Origin of the sequence: Paraburkholderia sp. 22099 (assembly GCF_052045835.1) — a bacterium.
Lineage (GTDB): Bacteria > Pseudomonadota > Gammaproteobacteria > Burkholderiales > Burkholderiaceae > Paraburkholderia > Paraburkholderia terricola.
In genome coordinates, this window is sequence record NZ_JBQEPU010000021.1 from 14,520 (window position 1) to 29,836 (window position 15,317).

A 15,317-nucleotide genomic window follows, 5' to 3' on the forward strand; every position below is an offset into this window, starting at 1 on the left:
ATCCGGTCCAGGTTCTATCGTTATGGTCAGTGAATCACGTGCAATTCGTAGCGTGCATCCGCGCGGTCGCGGTCGGCTTCCCGGGTGCACAGGAATGCGTCCCAGCCGAGGCGCGCGCCGTTGCTCAGAATGCTCGGCCCCACTTCCTCGCGGCGCAACACCAGCGAAACTTCGTATTCGAGCGTGACGCCGGCAAGCAGCGTCAGCATGCGCTCCAGCGCCACGGCACGGTCGGCGCCGGGCAAGAATGCTTCGTAGTCGGCCTTGCCGAGCGGTCCGATCACGAGCCGCGCGCGCATGTCGCGCTGCCAGACCCGTTCGCCCGCCAGCGCCGTGGCGCCGAGCGTCGCGTTGATACTGCCGAGCACGGTCAATTGATCGCGCGGCACGTCGTACCATTTGCCGACGAACTGCTCGACGCGCACCGGCACCTGGAAGTACTCCGACAGCGTGCGTTGCAAGTAGGCCGCCGACACCGGCCGATGCCGCGCGGCCAGTGCATAACCGGCGATCGCTTCGTCGAACAGCGCGCCTTCGCCTTCTTGCAGACTGTTGCGGGTGTCGTCGTCCGCGACGCCGGCCAATGCCAGCAATAGCGGCAGATAGCGCTCGTCGCGATCGAGCTCGTAGTGAAACGGCAGGCGGTATTTCTTCCACGCCGCGTAGAACAGCGCCGTCGCGCGATTCGAAAACACGTCGAAGAATTCGCGCGCGGCGCGGTCGCGCTTGATCTGCTCGCGCGCGATGATCTGCTCGGTGTAATGCAGCGGCAATGCGCCCTGCCCGCCGAGCAAACCGAAAAATGCCGGCGTGATGTCGACCTTGTCGAGCGAACCGGCTTCGAGCGCCGCGCTGCGTTGCGGCTTCTCTTTCAGCGCCGCGCCTTCATTGTCGTAAGACTGCGCGCCGTGGATCTCGCTGGGCGGAAACGACATCGACAGCGAATTGCGAAAAGCGATTCGCCGCGCGACGACTTCGCCGGGACGCCCGCGATGTGACGGCGTTTGCTGCGCGAACCACTTCTCGAGAATCCGCACCGCCTGAAAAAATTCGAAGCGATGCGGTTCGTCGAGAAGTTGCTCGACTACGCCAGGATCGATTCGCCGCTGCGCGGTTTGCATCGCAGAATCTCCTCGCCGGTGCGCTTCGACACGACGACCAGTTGCACAAAGCTGTTCAGATGCACGTACAGCCCAAAAAACGTGTCGATCACTCGCACGAACGATGCGAGACTCGTGCCGACGAAATGCTCCTCGTCGATCGTCAGGCGAATCTCGATGCCGCGCACGAACGTTGCGAACGGTTTGCCCGGCAGCCATTGCACGGCCGCGCGCTGCTCGATGCCGACGAGCCCGTCGATATGCCGCGCCGACACCGCCGTGCGCCGCAAATCGTAGAGCACCAGCATTTCCTTGAGCGCCGACAGCCCGCTATTGGCGAGCGACACATGATTCAACGCCAGATGCGAAATCAGCCGCCAATGCACCGCGCGACCGCGTTCGAAACGCACGCTCGGCGTGGGCCTGCGCAGCATCGTGATGCTGCCGGTCAACGAACCGCCTTCGAGAAACAGATCGCCGCCTTCGAGACCCACGGCGAGCCCGGCGGGCAAGTCGCGATTGGTGCAGGTCAGGTCGATGCTGAGCGTGTCGGTTTGCGGCGCGGCCGGTTCGAAGTCGATATCGACGATCGAGATCTCGGTCTCGTAGCCTGGGCTTTTCTGCGCGACCCAATCGTTGCGCCGCGCGAACCAGTAGTGCCCCGCACGCGCCGCTTCGCCGTGATGCAACGAATAGAACGGCCGGAATTCGATCACCGATTCTTCATGCGCCTGCTGCCGGACCAGTTTCACCGAGTCGATCGAATAGACCTCGTAGGCGAAGGCGCGGCGCGCCTCGGCAATCACCGGATATGAAATCGCCTGGTGACTGACGCGGATCGGCTCGCCGTGCTGCTCGAACAGATTCACCACCGGCGTGCAGAACAGCCGGAAATGATGCGACGAGAGCGAATCGAGCAGGCGCGCCATGTGCGAATCGCTGCGCACTTCCTTCAGCACGACATGCAGCGTGAGGCGCTGGCAGCGGCCGCTCGCGCGCGTCATTGCCGCGAGGTCGAAGTCGGCGAAGTTGAATTTTTCGGGGAACGCAAAGTACTCGGTCAGCAGCCGATAGGCCGGATGCGATTTGGCCGGATAGTCGATGAGCGAGTCGTCCTCGTCGAACCCCGCTTGCACCACTGGCGATGTGCGCAATTGCGTCCACGCGCCACGCCGGTCGGGCTCGACATAGGTAGCCATCGCGTTGACGAACAGGCAGTCCGCCAGCGCCGCGATAAAGGATTGCTCGCCGTGCAGGTGCGCGCGCAGCGTGCCGACTTTCGGCGCGGACAGATCGAGTTGCGCGGCGGTCGACTCGAACGTGATCGACACGATGGCCGTCGCGTTGCCGGGCAACACGGTGGCGCTCGGCGCCATCGCCACCGACGTGTACTTCGCCTCCGAAATGCGGACCGGCGCGAGCGTCACGTCGTAGGCGGTCCGAAAACGGCATTGCACGCCGCGAATCGGCCGCGACTTGAGTTCCGTGCCCCGCTCGACGAGCACCGGTTCGGTCAGGTGGCTGAGCGCCGCGGACGTACCCAACTGCGCGATCGAGCACGACGGAAAGGGCCGCAGATAGTGCGGATACAGCACTTCCAGCAGCGCTTCGGTGAATTCGGGGTAGTCGTCGTCGAGCTTCTTGTTGATGCGCGCGCCCAGCAGCGCGAACGATTCGATCATCCGCTCGACGTGCGGATCTTCGCAATGCTCGCCGGACATCGCGAGACGCGCGGCGATCTTCGGATAGCGCTCGGCGAAGTCGCGCGAATAGCGCCGCAGAAATGACAGTTCGCGCTCGTAATACGGCAGCAATTCTTCCATCGATCTATCCCCGGACCTGAACCCTCTCCGCCTGATCTAGCGCCGCCGTTGCGCGTAACGGCGGTGAGAGCGGTAATAAAAGCGCGGTAATAAAAGCGCGGTGCTAAAAATGCGGTGCTAAAAGTACTTCAACGCAGCGATTAAAAAACCGCTGCTACAGCTTCGCGCGTGCGCGCGTCACCGAGTATTGCAACGTGGAAGGCTGCAACAGCGCGTCAAAGCTCACCGGTTCTTCCGCCGGATGCACGACCAGCAGCGCCTGAATCGCGAAGTTCAGCGCATTGGTCGATTGTTCGTTCAGTTCGAGCGTGACCGCGACCTGCTGTAGACGCGGCTCATGCCGCGCGATCGCCTGTTGAATCGATTTGCAGATGAACGTGCGGTCGTAATGGCTCGCGAGGCTCAAGCCCGCGAAATCGTTCAAGCCATACGAGAGCACCGAGCGCTGACATTCCGGCAACGCCGCGAGTTCGTGCTCGGTTAGCGCGATCCGCGTATTCAGGATCGCCTCGACGTCGCGCGCGACCGTGCTCTTCAATTCCTCCAACGACAATTGCCGCATCGCCGGGGAAGCCGGCAGATGCGGTTCGTCGTCGAACAGCTTGTCGAGAAAGCTGGGTTCGAAGCGTTTCATCAGAGATCGAAGAAGCGGAGCGCTGCCTGACGCGCGCGGCGTGCGTCACCTCGTGCAAGGCGTTGCGCGCGCCGCGTGCGTCCTTGCATCAGACCGCGTACGTCTTGTCGTTCTTCGTCAGGCTCCACGCGCCTTGCGCATTGCCGCCCTGGTTGCCGCCGATTTTCTGCTGCGTGTACTTCCATTGCACCGCGGCGTACTTCAGCGAGAACTGCTCGCTCGGCAGACCTTCGCCCACCACGCTCGGCGTCACGCTCGAGATGATCACGTACTTCAGCTTCACTTCCAGGTACTTGATGCGGTTGCCTTCGCCGTCCGAACGCATGAAGTCGATCGTCACTTCGTCGAACGTCGTGCCGCCCGATGCGTGTTGATAGATCAGCGGGCTGACCACGTCGATGTCTTTCGTGAACTGCATGTCGGCGTGCTCGCACCGCTCGGACGTGTGACCGCCCGCCGTCGAGGCCGTTGCCGAACGCGGTTGCGTGATCGCGTGGCTCCATGAATCGATTTCGATCCAGCCAGCGTGATCTTTATCGGCGGACTCGCCTTTGATCGCCGGATTGCCGAATTTTAAATAAATATCCTTCATGACTCATCGACTCCCCAAAGAGGTGGTTTTAACAGCCAACCCGTGCGGCCCGCACGGGTCTTTTGACTTCGTTTATGAATTTGCCGGTTTCGGCAGGTCAGCGACAAGACGCAAGGAAATCGACAGTTCGTCCAGTTGAAAGTGCGGACGCAGGAACGCGACCGAACGATACGCGCCGGGCTTGCCGGGAATCTCCGAGACCTGTATCGACGCCTCGCGCAGCGGAAACTGCGCCTTCTGCTCCTGCGTCGCGTTGTCGTCGAGCAGCACGTACTGCGAGATCCAACGGTTCAGGAATACCTCGACGTTCTGCGCGGACGCAAAACTGCCGATCTTGTCGCGCATCATCGCCTTCAGGTAGTGCGCGACGCGCGATACCGAGAAGATGTATTGCAGTTGCGCGGACAGCACGGCGTTGGCATTCGCGCTATCGGTGCTGTATTTCTTGGGCTTCTGCACCGATTGCGCGGCGAAGAACGCGGCGTAATCCGAGTTCTTGCAATGCACGAGCGGAATGAAACCGAGGTCGCTCAGTTCCTTTTCGCGGCGATCGGTAATCGCGATTTCGGTCGGGCATTTCAGCGCGACTTCGCCGTCGTCGGTCTTGAAGGTGTGAGTGGGCAGATCTTCCACCAGCCCGCCGCCTTCCACCCCGCGAATCGCCGCGCACCAGCCGAAGTCGTCGAACGCGGCCGTCAGGCGTGCGGCGAACGCCCACGCTGCGTTACACCACAGGTATTTGCTGTGATCGGTGCCGTCCACGTCTTCGACGAAGTTGAAGCCCTCCGCCGTCGCGCCGTCTTTCGGATTGAACGGCAGGCGGCCGAGAAAGCGCGGCAACGTCAGGCCGACGTAGCGCGAATCTTCGGCGTCGCGGAACGACTTCCACTTGGCGTATTCGACCGTGTCGAACACCTTGCCGAGATCGCGCGGCTTGCCGAGATCGGCGAAGCTTTCGAGGCCCAGCAATTCGGGCGACGCCGACGCGATGAACGGCGCATGCGCGGCCGCCGCGACGTGCGACATCTGCTCGATGAAGTACACGTCTTCCGGCTGACGCGTCACTTCGAAGTCGCCGATGATCGTGCCGAACGGCGCGCCGCCGAAGGTGCCGAATTCTTCTTCGTAGATCTTCTTGAAGAGCGCGCTCTGGTCGAATTCGATCGCGGTCTTGAAGTCGCGCACCAGATCGCGCTTGGGCGCGTGCAGCGCCTTGATCTTGACCGTTGCGCCGGTATTGCTTTCCTTGCACAGATAGTCGAGACCGCGCCACGTGCTTTCCATGCGCTGGAATTGCGGCGCGTGCATCACCGCGCTCAGTTGCGCGGAGATCAGGCGGTCGAGTTCCGCGACGCGCGCGTCGATCGTGGCCGACAGGTTGTCGGACACGACCACCGTGCCGTCGAGCACCTGATGCACGAGTTCGCCGATCAGGTCTTTCGCGCGCGCATGCTCGGACTCGGACTTCGCCACGCGGCTTTTCTCGACGATTTCGTCGAGCAGCGTGGATTCCGTGCCGCCTTGCGCGGTGGCGAGTTGGGCTGCTGCCGTTTGCTGGTTCATCTCACACCCCGTGCTTATTCGCCCTGCTTGTCGTGATCCGGCGCGCCGGCATGCTGATCCGCCGCGTTGCCCTGGTCTTTCGCCAGGGTTTGCAACTGCTGCGTGTTGTTGAGCACTTCGCTCAGCAGGTCTTCGAGTTTGTCGTTGCCGGCCAGTTTGTTGCGCAGGTCGGCGAGCTTCGAGCGCGCTTCGAGCAACTGCCGCAGCGGTTCGATTTGCGCGACCACTTCGTCGGGATTGAAATCGGCCATCGACTTGAAACGCAGGTCGACGGCGAACTTCCCGCCCGCTTCGCTCAGGCGATTCTCCACCTGGAACGCGGCGCGCGGCTCGATCGCCTTCATCACGTCGTCGAAATTATCGCGGTCGATGTTGACGAACTTGCGGTCGCGCAGCTTCGGCTGCTCGACTTCGGACTGCCCCGCCAGATCGGCGACCACGCCGACGACGAACGGCAGTTCCTTCACCTCGATCGCATCGCCGAGTTCGACCTCATACGTCAGTTGAACGCGGGGCGGCCGCACTTTTTGCAAGCGTTTCTGGATACTTTCTTTCTTCGCCATCGTCGGCTCCCGGATGCTGATGGATCAGGCGTGTGGATCAGCGCAGCGCGCTGAACGGATCGGACGCGCCGCCGCTTTGAGCGGCTTTGGCGGGGGCCGCGGGCGCGGCCGGCGCGACAGGCGCGGGCGCCGCCGCGGGCGTTGCGGCCGGAGCCGCCGTGCTGGTGGTCACATCCGGCGTATCGCCGGACTTGGCCTTCGCGACATGACGAACCACGCGGCGCTTCTTCGCCGGCTTGTCGCTCGGGTCGGGCGGGAACAGCGTGGCTTCGCCGAGCGTGTCGCGCAACTGCCTGGCGAGCGCTTGCGCATCCGACTTGGCGTCGCCCGCGAGCGACGCGTCCTGACGCAACTCGCCGAGCGATTGCGTGGCGACGCGCAGACCGGCTACCGCCAGAACGCTCTTCGCTTGACGATCGGTCTGGTCGCGTTGCAAGGCTTCTTGCGCGGCGACGATAGCCTGACCGTAATGCGCCTGCGCGAACTGGATCTGCGCAATGCGCGACCACGGTTCTTCACGCGTTGGATCGGATTTGGCGAGTTGCTGATAAAGCGCGATGGCGCGGTCCTGATCACCGCCCTTTGCAACGGTATCCGCATCCGCGAGTTGCTTATTAAAAGCCTCCGGTGTGGTCGCCACGTTGTTGCCCTGTGTCGCGCAACCGGCCATCACGCCGCATGCCAACACAACCCCAGATAGTTTTACTAACAGACGCTCATTCATCGTTTTTCACCGACGTGCGAATTTTTTATTTCAAGGAGAAACCGGAGTTTTGCTTTGCTTCAAGTGCGCGGGTATAGTACAGGCCAATTTTCGATAATTCAACTTTCGTTTGAAGAAGGATTGCACAAAAAAAATGCACCGGGATGTTTTTAACAATGCAGGCAGAAATTGTTTCCTGGTGCAATAGAGGCAATGCAAAGAGCGGAAAAAATTTCCGTCATGGGAAAGAAAGGCAAGTGCGGCAATGAGTTAGCGGCGGTAAGCGTCGCAACTTCCATGCGGCTCGCATAAAGCGGCATTAGGCGGCATTACGGTGCTGAAAATTTGCCGGATCGATTTCGTTATTGTGTTTTGACGGGGGCGGCGTCGAGCCGGTCGATGTATATGAATTCGCGCTTTGTTCGCCATGCATCGCTATTGATTACACACGTTGCCGCATGCGCGCTTCTGGGGGGCTGCGCGGCCGGCGTGACGGTGCTCGGAGCCGCCGCCAACGCGGCTTTGCAGGCAAGCGGGCTCGGCAAGCCGGAGTTGCCGGACGCGCAAAAACCGCCGCGCAATGTCGGCCTCACGTTATATGCCGCGCCCAATCTGAATGCCGCCAATGATAGGCGTCCATTCGCGCTGGTGGTTCGACTTTACACATTGAAAGATCCCACTTCATTCCAGCAGGCGCCATTCGACGCCTTTACCGACCCAACAAAAGAAAAGACCGCGCTCGGCGGCGATTTGCTGGGCGTGCGCGAAGTGACGCTGATCCCGGGCCAACGTTATGTCGTCACCGAAAAAGTCTCGCGTGAAGCGCAGGCATTCGGTATCGTCGCCCTATTTCGCGATCCGGCGCTGCAGCGTTGGAAATTCGCCTTCGACCCGGCGAAGTCGGAGAAATCCGGCATAATGATTGGCCTGCATAACTGCGCAATGACAGTCACCAACGGCACTGTGATCCCACCTGAACAGGGATTGCCCGCGCAGCCGCTGAATATGCTTTCTTCGGTGAGTTGCGGATAAAAGATGTCGGAAATACGGCATTTAACAGTTCTTAGAGAATTAACCCTGCGGCGCCCGAATCGGTTATCTCCGGGCGCGCCACACGCTGAACGCATATAACAGGTTTGAGATGAGTTATTCCGCAAAAGTGCTCTGGGGGGAAGGCCTGTTTCTGAGGCCGCAGCATTTTCAGCGTCAGGACGCGTATCACGAGGCGCGCCTGTTCGAATCGATCCAGGCGATCCAGCCATACAACTGGGGCGTGCGCTCGGCGCGCTTCGACCGCGACGCGCTCGGCAGCAACGTGTTGCGCGTGAGCGAACTGTCGCTGGTCTTTCCGGACGGCGCGCTCTACTCCGCACCGCAAGCCGACGACCTGCCGCCGCCGATCGCGCTGGATACATTGCCCGACGGCATCAACGAATTCATTTTTTATCTCGCGCTGCATCCGCTGCGCGAGACCGGCGCGAACTATTCGCAAGACAGCAACGCGGGTTTCGTGTCGCGTTACGTCAGCGAGCAAACGCCGGTGGCCGATCATTTCACCGACGCCGCCGAAGCCGACATCACCTTCCTGAAAACCAGCGTCAAACTCATCGCGCATAGCGAGCCGCGCGATCAACTGCTCTCCGTGCCGCTCGTGCGCGTGCGCCGCACCGCCACCTCGGGCTTCGAAATCGACGACACCTTCGTGCCGCCCTGCCTCGCCATCGACGCATCGCCCATCCTGCATCAGCGGCTGCGTCAACTGATCGACGCGTTGCAGGCCAAGGTGAATGCGTTGTACGGCTTTCATCGCGAGCCGACCAAGAACATCATCGAGTTCCGTTCCGGCGACATCGCCTCGTTCTGGCTGCTGCACACGGCGAGCGCGGCGTTCGCGTCGCTCGCGCATCTGTATCAGCATTCGGCGCTGCATCCCGAGCGTCTGTTCCAGGAGTTGCTGCGCCTGGCCGGCCAGTTGATGACGTTTTCGAAAGGTTATGCGCTGTCCGACTTGCCGGCTTACCGGCATGACGATCCGGGTCCCGGCTTCGCGCGGCTCGATACGATCCTGCGCGATCTGCTGGAAACGGTGATCTCCACGCGCTACTTCGCGATCGCGCTCGAGGAAGTGCGCCCGTCGTTCCATTCCGGTCGCCTCGACTCCGGCAAGATCGACGACAAGACCATGTTCTACATCGCCGTCTCCGCGGACCTGCCGACCGCGGAACTCGTGGAGGCGGTGCCCGCGCGCTTCAAGGTCGGCGCGCCGGACGACGTCGACAAGCTGGTGCTCTCGGCCATGCCGGGCGTGCGGCTCGTCTACACGCCGCAAGTGCCGCCCGCGATTCCGGTGCGGCCGGGCGCGTGCTACTTCTCCTTCGAATCGCGCGGCGCATTGTATGACCGCATGTTGCAGGCTCAATCGGCAATGATCTATGCGCCGTCGGGCATCAACGATCTTCAACTCGAACTGATCGCCGTCACATCATGAGCTACGCGCCCTCACTGTTTGGCGGCAGCACGCCTGCCGCGACGCCCGCCCCCGCCGCCGAGCCGACCTATCAGGTGCGCTCGCTGCTCGATCTGCTGTACGACGGCTTCTTCATGCTATTCCTGTTGAAGAACGGCCGCGAGCCCGGCGAGGCGCATGAATTCAGCCAGCGTATCCAGCAGTTTCTCGGCGACTTCGAACGCGGCGCGAAGAAGCTCAACGCATCGGCGGAAGACGTCTACGCGTCGAAGTTTGCGTTCTGCGCCGCCATCGACGAAGCGGTGCTGTCGTCCACGTTCAGGATTCGTACCGAGTGGGAGCGCCGGCCGCTGCAACTGGTGCTGTTCGGCGAGCAACTGGCGGGCGAGAAGTTCTTCCAGTATCTCGAGGAATGCCGCGCGCAAGGCGCGGCGCGGCTGCAATCGCTCGAGGTGTTTCACATGTGCCTGTTGCTCGGCTTTCAGGGCAAGTATCTGCTGGAAGGGCCGGAGAAGCTCGCGTATCTGACCGCGCGCATCGGCGACGAAATCGCGCATTTGAAAGGCAAGCGCGCGCCGTTCGCGCCGCATTGGCCGCTGCCCGATCAGGTCGCGCACCGCCTGAAGCGCGAGGTGCCGCTGTGGTCGATCGGCGCGGTGTTCGCGCTGGTTGGACTGCTGGCTTATCTCGGCCTGAATACGTATCTGCGCGATCAGACGTTGCGCACGCTCGCGCCGTATTCGCAGGTCGTCAAGCTCGGCCCGCAATCGGCTACCTTGACGATCTCGTTGCCGTAACGACGCTGGAACGACGCCGGCGAAATAACGCTGGCCGGTCACAGCAAAAAGGGCGGCCCGCTCGATGCGGGCCGCCCTTTTTTATTGCGCCAGCGAACCGCTTATTGCGACTCTTCCGCCCACACCGCGTTTTCCCGCGCCATCAGCGCAGTGGATGCCGCCGGCCCGAACGTCCCCGCCGTATAACCGCGCGGCCGCTCGCCCGACTTGCTCCAGCCTGCCAGGATCGGCTCGGCCCACGCCCAGGCGGCTTCCAGTTCGTCGCGGCGCATGAAATGCGTGAGGCGCCCGCGAATCACGTCGATCAGGAGACGCTCGTACGCTTCGGCGCGGCGCTCGGTGAAAGCCTGCTGCAAATCCAGGTTCAGATTCACCGGCAGCATGTGCATGCCGCTGCCCGGCTCCTTCGCGAGCATCTGCAACTGGATCGACTCTTCCGGCTGCAACTGGATCACGAGACGGTTGCCGTAGTTGCGCCCGCCGCTCGGAATGATCGAGAACGGCAACTCGGAGAACTCGATGACGATCTCCGACACCTTCTTCTGCATCCGCTTGCCGGTGCGCAGGAAAAACGGCACGTTGGCCCAGCGCCAGTTGTTGATATGCGCGCGCAACGCGACGAAGGTTTCGGCGCGGCTGCCGGCCGGCACGTTCTCTTCCTCCAGATAGCCCTTCACCGCCTCGCCGTCCACCGCGCCCGCGGTGTATTGGCCACGCACGGTATCGCGAGCGATGTCCTCGGGGGTCATGGGCCGCAGCGAGCGCAGCACCTTGAGCTTTTCGTCGCGCACCGCATCGGGGTCGAGCGACACCGGCGGCTCCATCGCGACGATGCACAGCAATTGCAGCAAGTGGTTCTGCACCATGTCGCGCAACGCGCCGGTCTTGTCGTAGAAGCCCGCGCGGCTGCCCACGCCGACCGTTTCCGCGACCGTGATCTGCACGCGCTTGATATACGGCGCCTGCCACAGCGGCCCGAAAATCGGATTGCCGAAGCGCAGCACCATCAGGTTCTGGACGGTTTCCTTGCCGAGGTAGTGATCGATCCGGTAGATCTGCGCTTCGCTGAAGTGCTTGCCGACCGCCGTGTTGATCTCCTGCGCCGACGCGAGATCGTGGCCGAGCGGCTTTTCGAGCACGACGCGCGAATGCTCGTCGACGAGACCGGCGGCCGAGAGGTTGTCGCAGATGTTCGTGAACAGATCCGGCGAGGTCGCGAGATAGAACACGCGCCGCACGCCGGGGCGCGATGCTTCGCTCAGGCGTGTGTAGTCTTCGATCGAGTCGACGTCCATGCGCACGTACTCGAACAGCGCCATGAATTTGTCCCAGGCGGCGGCATCGAACGCCTTCTTTTCGATGAAGGGCTTCGCCTTCAGCTCCATGAATTCGTTGATGTACTCCTCGCGCGACCAGGGCTTGCGGCCGATCGTGAGAATGCGGGTATCCGTCGGCAGATTGCAGTGCAGATGCGCCATGTAAAGCGCCGGCAGCAGCTTGCGGAACGACAGGTCGCCCGTGCCGCCGAAGATGATCATGTCGAGCGGCAGGTCGGGAGTGGCTGAAGCGTGTTGGGTCGTCATAGCGCGAATCGCAGCGTCGTGATGGAGAAGGCGTCGGTCAAGGGGCAGAAAAAGCGAAGCACGAGCGCCGGGGACCGGCACTTTTTTCTGGCAAACGCCTATGGTGCAACGTTTTGAGATTGTTTGCACGGCAACATCTGCCGCAGCTTGGCGCAATATGCCAACCGGCGCTGTTAAACCCCTGTTTTTGAGGCGCTTTCAAATGTGCGGCGTCGCGGCCGTGAGCGTCAAGCGCCGGACAAAGCCTCGCGCGCCACGCGGCAGGCCGCCAGATCCCACGCCGCGCAACCGACGCTTTTGAACACGACCGGCTTCTCCCCTGGCAGCGACGCCGGGTTTTCCACCACGGCGGCAATCCCGCCGACTTTCGCCCAGTCGACGCCGGCCTGAATCAAGTCGCCGGCTTCGTGCCTCGCGCCTGCCAGGTCGTCGACGAAAAGCGCGCTGCCGGCAATGGTGCGCGCGCCGATCTCGGCCATGGCCGGCGTGAATGCGCCGACGCCGATCACGAGCCGCCCGGCCCGCGCCGCTTCGTCGTAGACGGCCTGCTTGCTGGTGGTGAGCGCGATCAGCACGTCGATCGAAGCGGGGATCGTCGCGTCAGGTTCGGTGAGCGGCCGCAGTTCGTGCGCCTTGCCGCGATGCGCGGCGCAAAACGCCTCGGCGCGCGCGGGCGCACTGCCCTTCACCCATACGCGCGCGCCGGGAAACAGTTCACCGATCGCTTCCAGATGGTTGAGCGCCTGCGTGCCGGTGCCGATCAGCAGGAACTCGCGCGGCGCGGCCGCGGCGAAAGTCTCGACGCCGAGCATCGACATCGCAGCGGTCCGGCGTCCGGTCACGGTCGGACCGTCGAGGATGAAAAGCGTCTCGCCGGTATCGGCGTCGAACGCCATCACCTGGCCGTGGATCGTCGGCAAGCCGCGCGGCCCGTTGCTCGCGCATACGTTGACCAGCTTGTGAATGGCGAGATCGGGCGCGGTGGCCGGCATCGACAGCATGACGCCGCCTTCGTTGAGCGGCACGACGAGCCGCTCGGGACTCGCGATGCGCTGCCGTGCATAGTCGATGCTCGCGCGCTTCAACGCATCGACGAGCGTCGCGTACGGAATCAGCCGGGCGGTCGCGGCGGCGTCGAAAATCTGCGTGGTCGAACGGGTCATGAGCGGGGCGGTTCCGATTCTTGTGAAGGTTGAGTTCGATTGCGACGCGCACGACGACGCATTGTTCTTCATGCGTCCTCGCGCACGGCGCTAGGCAACGGGCGTCCCGCTCGTCTGACGCGCGGACTGGATCAGCATCAGCAGATCGCCGGTCTCGATCGGACACGGCTCGTCATCGTAAAAGGACAGAATGCGCCCGGCGCGCACGAGGCCGACCACCACCGCGCCCGGCAGCGCGTTGCTCCAGCGGCCCACTTCCTCTGCCGACGCCTCGCGCTCGATCAGGTTCACCCGGCCGCGCGCCGACAACAGGTCGTTGATGAAAGGCACGATGTAGTCGCTGTCCACGGCGTCGGCGAGCAGCAGCCCGCCGATCCGCGTCGACGAAACGATCACGTTCGCGCCGGCCTGGCGCAACTGGCGCTGGTAGGTCTGCTCGCGGATACGCACGACGATCTTGGTTTGCGGCGCGACGCTGCGCACGGTCAGCGTGAGCAGGATCGCGGTGGCGTCGTCGGCCACGGCGATGATCACGGCTTTCGCGATGCGCACTTGCGCCTGCTGCAACAGGTCCTCGCGCGACGGATCGCCGAGCAGGCCGGCGACGCCCAGCGAGGCGGCCGCTTCGAGCGCCGCCTGCTGCGGATCGATCACGACGATCGACGTCGCGGCGAAGCCGCTCTCGAGCAACTCGCGCACCGCGACCGAGCCGCTCAAACCATAGCCGCATATGACGACGTGATCGCGCAGCTGTTTTTGCAGGCGTTTCATGCGGAATTCCTCGATGACGCGTTGAATGACGAACTGATAGGCGGTGCCGAGAAACACGAACCAGATGATGATGCGGATCGGCACGATGAAAAAGGCGTCGATGAGACGCGCGCGGGCGGTGACCGGCACGATGTCGCCGTAACCGACGGTGGCGACGGTGACCATCGTGAAGTACATCAGATCGACGATGCCGAGCACCTTGCGATTGGCGTCGCGCAGGCCGTCGCGGTCGAGATAGAGCACGACGAAAGCGAGCACGCAGAGCGCCGCCACCAGACCGATGCGTTGCAGCAGCACACGTTGCGGCGACGCCGCCGGCCGCGTGAACAAGATGCGGGCGCGCGGCGCCTGCCAGGCCGAGCGAGCGCGGCGCGGCAGACGAAAGCGCGGCGCACGCGGTTTCGATTTGAGCTGCGGGTGTGGCACGTCGGGCACGCGGCGGCTCCGGGAGTCGGGAAACAAGCGATTCTACGACGCCCGGTGCGCCGTTGGCCCCGATCGCAAGCTCCACGCCGACGCGGCGTTGCAAGCCGCGCCGCCGGTTCACTGCGTCGCGGCTTTGTCCTCGTCTTTCTTGCCGTTCTTGAACATGGCGCGGCATGCCGGGCTCAGTTCGTCGATGTGCTGCTTCATGCAGGCCGTGATCTTTTCCTTGTTCGGAATGTGGGCTGCGCAGAAATGCATTGCGTCGCCGCGACAGGCCTTGGCTTGCTGGTCGCGGCTGGCGGCGTCGACCGGGACGGCGGCCGCACTGAGCGCAAGAAGGCTGCCGGCAAAGAGCGCGTAAGTTCGATTCATGTCGGGCTCCCGTATCTCCCATATCGCAAAGGCGCGCAAAGGTGCGCAAGGCTCCGTGCAAGCGGTTCAGCAGAAAGCGGGCCCGATCATCGCGCAACCGGAGCCGCTTAGCGCGCCGCGCGCCCGTGCGTGAGCGTCATGCCACGCCCCGCGTAGAAACGCGTCATGGTCGCGAACGGCAGATAGGCATCCGCCTGATGCGGCGCGATGCCCGACGGATTGTGAAACCACACGCCCTCGCGATCGCGCCCGTGCAGCAGGATCAGATGGCCGCCCCGGCGTTGATTCGGCCGTGCGGGATAACGAATCTCGGGGCTCACGGAAACGATCGCCAGCGTGTCGGCGTTCAGGCGCGCGGCGATTTCCTCTAGCGGCGCTTGTGGCAGCACCTCGATGTGAAGACCGAAGGCGGCGCTTGCCCAGTCGGCGAACGGCCGGTAGATCAGACCGTCCACGCCGCCGTCCGCGCGCACCCGGTACACGCCATGCCGCAACGCTTCGTCGAGCAGCGCGGCGCGCGGCGCGTGCCCGATGCGCCAATAGTCGAGCGCGGATTCGAGGCACGTCAGACCGCACAGGCGCTTCGCCCAGAAGCGATAACGCTCGGGATCGTCGAAGCCGCTGCGCCGCCAGGCCGGATCGTCGCACGGGTCGCCCCGCTGCTCGACGATATGGCGAACCCATTCGGGACTGCCCCATTGCGAGTAGTACGGCACGCCGGCGTGGCGCAGTGTCGGGTCGTTCATCGTCGTAAGCGGGA

The 15,317-nt window shown here is 63.2% G+C and carries 15 protein-coding genes; 3 read left to right on the forward strand and 12 right to left on the reverse strand.

The annotated features are described in order from the left end of the window. Positions 1–26 precede the first annotated feature (26 nt). The 7 genes from tssG to ACTJLC_RS20215 form a co-directional block, all read right to left on the reverse strand. Positions 27–1,121, reverse strand: coding sequence for a type VI secretion system baseplate subunit TssG (gene tssG / locus ACTJLC_RS20185; RefSeq protein WP_154874941.1), 1,095 nt, complete (start codon positions 1,119–1,121; stop codon positions 27–29). Next, on the reverse strand, positions 1,085–2,923 hold the full coding sequence (tssF, locus tag ACTJLC_RS20190; RefSeq protein WP_114163618.1) for a type VI secretion system baseplate subunit TssF: 1,839 nt from the start codon (positions 2,921–2,923) through the stop codon (positions 1,085–1,087). The genes tssG and tssF overlap by 37 nt, the downstream gene beginning before the upstream one ends. Positions 2,924–3,077: 154 nt before the next feature. Then, positions 3,078–3,557, reverse strand: coding sequence for a type VI secretion system baseplate subunit TssE (gene tssE, locus ACTJLC_RS20195; RefSeq protein ID WP_114163619.1), 480 nt, complete (start codon positions 3,555–3,557; stop codon positions 3,078–3,080). Between the two features lie 88 nt (positions 3,558–3,645). Next, complete coding sequence (locus tag ACTJLC_RS20200) at positions 3,646–4,149, reverse strand: Hcp family type VI secretion system effector (RefSeq protein WP_073430926.1); 504 nt, start codon at positions 4,147–4,149, stop codon at positions 3,646–3,648. 72 nt (positions 4,150–4,221) lie between these two features. Further along, positions 4,222–5,712, reverse strand: coding sequence for a type VI secretion system contractile sheath large subunit (tssC, locus tag ACTJLC_RS20205; protein WP_073430925.1), 1,491 nt, complete (start codon positions 5,710–5,712; stop codon positions 4,222–4,224). Positions 5,713–5,726: 14 nt separating this feature from the next. Further along, positions 5,727–6,275 carry a type VI secretion system contractile sheath small subunit gene (gene tssB, locus ACTJLC_RS20210; protein WP_073430924.1) on the reverse strand — a complete coding sequence of 183 codons (549 nt, stop codon included), beginning with the start codon at positions 6,273–6,275 and terminating at the stop codon, positions 5,727–5,729. A 37-nt stretch (positions 6,276–6,312) separates the two neighbouring features. Continuing rightward, positions 6,313–6,999, reverse strand: a complete 687-nt coding sequence (locus ACTJLC_RS20215; RefSeq protein WP_083086234.1) for a tetratricopeptide repeat protein — start codon at positions 6,997–6,999, stop codon at positions 6,313–6,315. A gap of 384 nt (positions 7,000–7,383) precedes the next feature. On the opposite strand from ACTJLC_RS20215, the gene tssJ reads away from it, so the two are divergent. From tssJ to icmH, 3 genes are all read left to right on the forward strand, one after another. Then, a complete protein-coding gene (gene tssJ, locus ACTJLC_RS20220; RefSeq protein WP_073430945.1) occupies positions 7,384–8,010 on the forward strand; it encodes a type VI secretion system lipoprotein TssJ in 627 nt (208 codons plus the stop codon). 109 nt (positions 8,011–8,119) lie between these two features. After that, complete coding sequence (gene tssK, locus ACTJLC_RS20225) at positions 8,120–9,466, forward strand: type VI secretion system baseplate subunit TssK (RefSeq protein ID WP_073430922.1); 1,347 nt, start codon at positions 8,120–8,122, stop codon at positions 9,464–9,466. After that, positions 9,463–10,242 carry a type IVB secretion system protein IcmH/DotU gene (gene icmH, locus ACTJLC_RS20230; RefSeq protein WP_073430921.1) on the forward strand — a complete coding sequence of 260 codons (780 nt, stop codon included), beginning with the start codon at positions 9,463–9,465 and terminating at the stop codon, positions 10,240–10,242. The genes tssK and icmH overlap by 4 nt, the downstream gene beginning before the upstream one ends. Positions 10,243–10,343: 101 nt before the next feature. On the opposite strand, the gene zwf is transcribed toward icmH, so the two are convergent. From zwf to ACTJLC_RS20255, 5 genes are all read right to left on the reverse strand, one after another. Further along, complete coding sequence (gene zwf, locus ACTJLC_RS20235) at positions 10,344–11,825, reverse strand: glucose-6-phosphate dehydrogenase (RefSeq protein WP_073430920.1); 1,482 nt, start codon at positions 11,823–11,825, stop codon at positions 10,344–10,346. Between the two features lie 227 nt (positions 11,826–12,052). After that, entirely contained in the window at positions 12,053–12,988 is a 936-nt protein-coding gene (gene lhpI, locus ACTJLC_RS20240; RefSeq protein ID WP_073430919.1) for a bifunctional Delta(1)-pyrroline-2-carboxylate/Delta(1)-piperideine-2-carboxylate reductase, read from the reverse strand. A gap of 90 nt (positions 12,989–13,078) precedes the next feature. After that, a complete protein-coding gene (locus tag ACTJLC_RS20245) occupies positions 13,079–14,185 on the reverse strand; it encodes a potassium channel family protein (protein ID WP_073430944.1) in 1,107 nt (368 codons plus the stop codon). Between the two features lie 117 nt (positions 14,186–14,302). Beyond that, the gene (locus tag ACTJLC_RS20250) at positions 14,303–14,557 is read right to left on the reverse strand and encodes a hypothetical protein (protein ID WP_073430918.1); all 255 of its coding nucleotides are present in this window, start codon (positions 14,555–14,557) and stop codon (positions 14,303–14,305) included. Positions 14,558–14,664: 107 nt separating this feature from the next. Continuing rightward, positions 14,665–15,303 (reverse strand): C39 family peptidase, encoded by a 639-nt coding sequence (locus ACTJLC_RS20255; RefSeq protein ID WP_073430943.1) that lies wholly within the window; start codon positions 15,301–15,303, stop codon positions 14,665–14,667. Positions 15,304–15,317 lie beyond the last annotated feature (14 nt).

Coding starts and splice junctions, on each gene's coding strand:
- tssE (WP_114163619.1), bottom strand. CDS start 3,557: ATGAAACGCTTCGAACCCAGCTTTCTCGACAAGCTGTTCGACGACGAA.
- tssB (WP_073430924.1), bottom strand. CDS start 6,275: ATGGCGAAGAAAGAAAGTATCCAGAAACGCTTGCAAAAAGTGCGGCCG.
- tssF (WP_114163618.1), bottom strand. CDS start 2,923: ATGGAAGAATTGCTGCCGTATTACGAGCGCGAACTGTCATTTCTGCGG.
- tssJ (WP_073430945.1), top strand. CDS start 7,384: ATGAATTCGCGCTTTGTTCGCCATGCATCGCTATTGATTACACACGTT.
- ACTJLC_RS20250 (WP_073430918.1), bottom strand. CDS start 14,557: ATGAATCGAACTTACGCGCTCTTTGCCGGCAGCCTTCTTGCGCTCAGT.
- tssG (WP_154874941.1), bottom strand. CDS start 1,121: ATGCAAACCGCGCAGCGGCGAATCGATCCTGGCGTAGTCGAGCAACTT.
- tssK (WP_073430922.1), top strand. CDS start 8,120: ATGAGTTATTCCGCAAAAGTGCTCTGGGGGGAAGGCCTGTTTCTGAGG.
- ACTJLC_RS20215 (WP_083086234.1), bottom strand. CDS start 6,999: ATGAATGAGCGTCTGTTAGTAAAACTATCTGGGGTTGTGTTGGCATGC.
- tssC (WP_073430925.1), bottom strand. CDS start 5,712: ATGAACCAGCAAACGGCAGCAGCCCAACTCGCCACCGCGCAAGGCGGC.
- lhpI (WP_073430919.1), bottom strand. CDS start 12,988: ATGACCCGTTCGACCACGCAGATTTTCGACGCCGCCGCGACCGCCCGG.
- zwf (WP_073430920.1), bottom strand. CDS start 11,825: ATGACGACCCAACACGCTTCAGCCACTCCCGACCTGCCGCTCGACATG.
- ACTJLC_RS20200 (WP_073430926.1), bottom strand. CDS start 4,149: ATGAAGGATATTTATTTAAAATTCGGCAATCCGGCGATCAAAGGCGAG.
- ACTJLC_RS20255 (WP_073430943.1), bottom strand. CDS start 15,303: ATGAACGACCCGACACTGCGCCACGCCGGCGTGCCGTACTACTCGCAA.
- icmH (WP_073430921.1), top strand. CDS start 9,463: ATGAGCTACGCGCCCTCACTGTTTGGCGGCAGCACGCCTGCCGCGACG.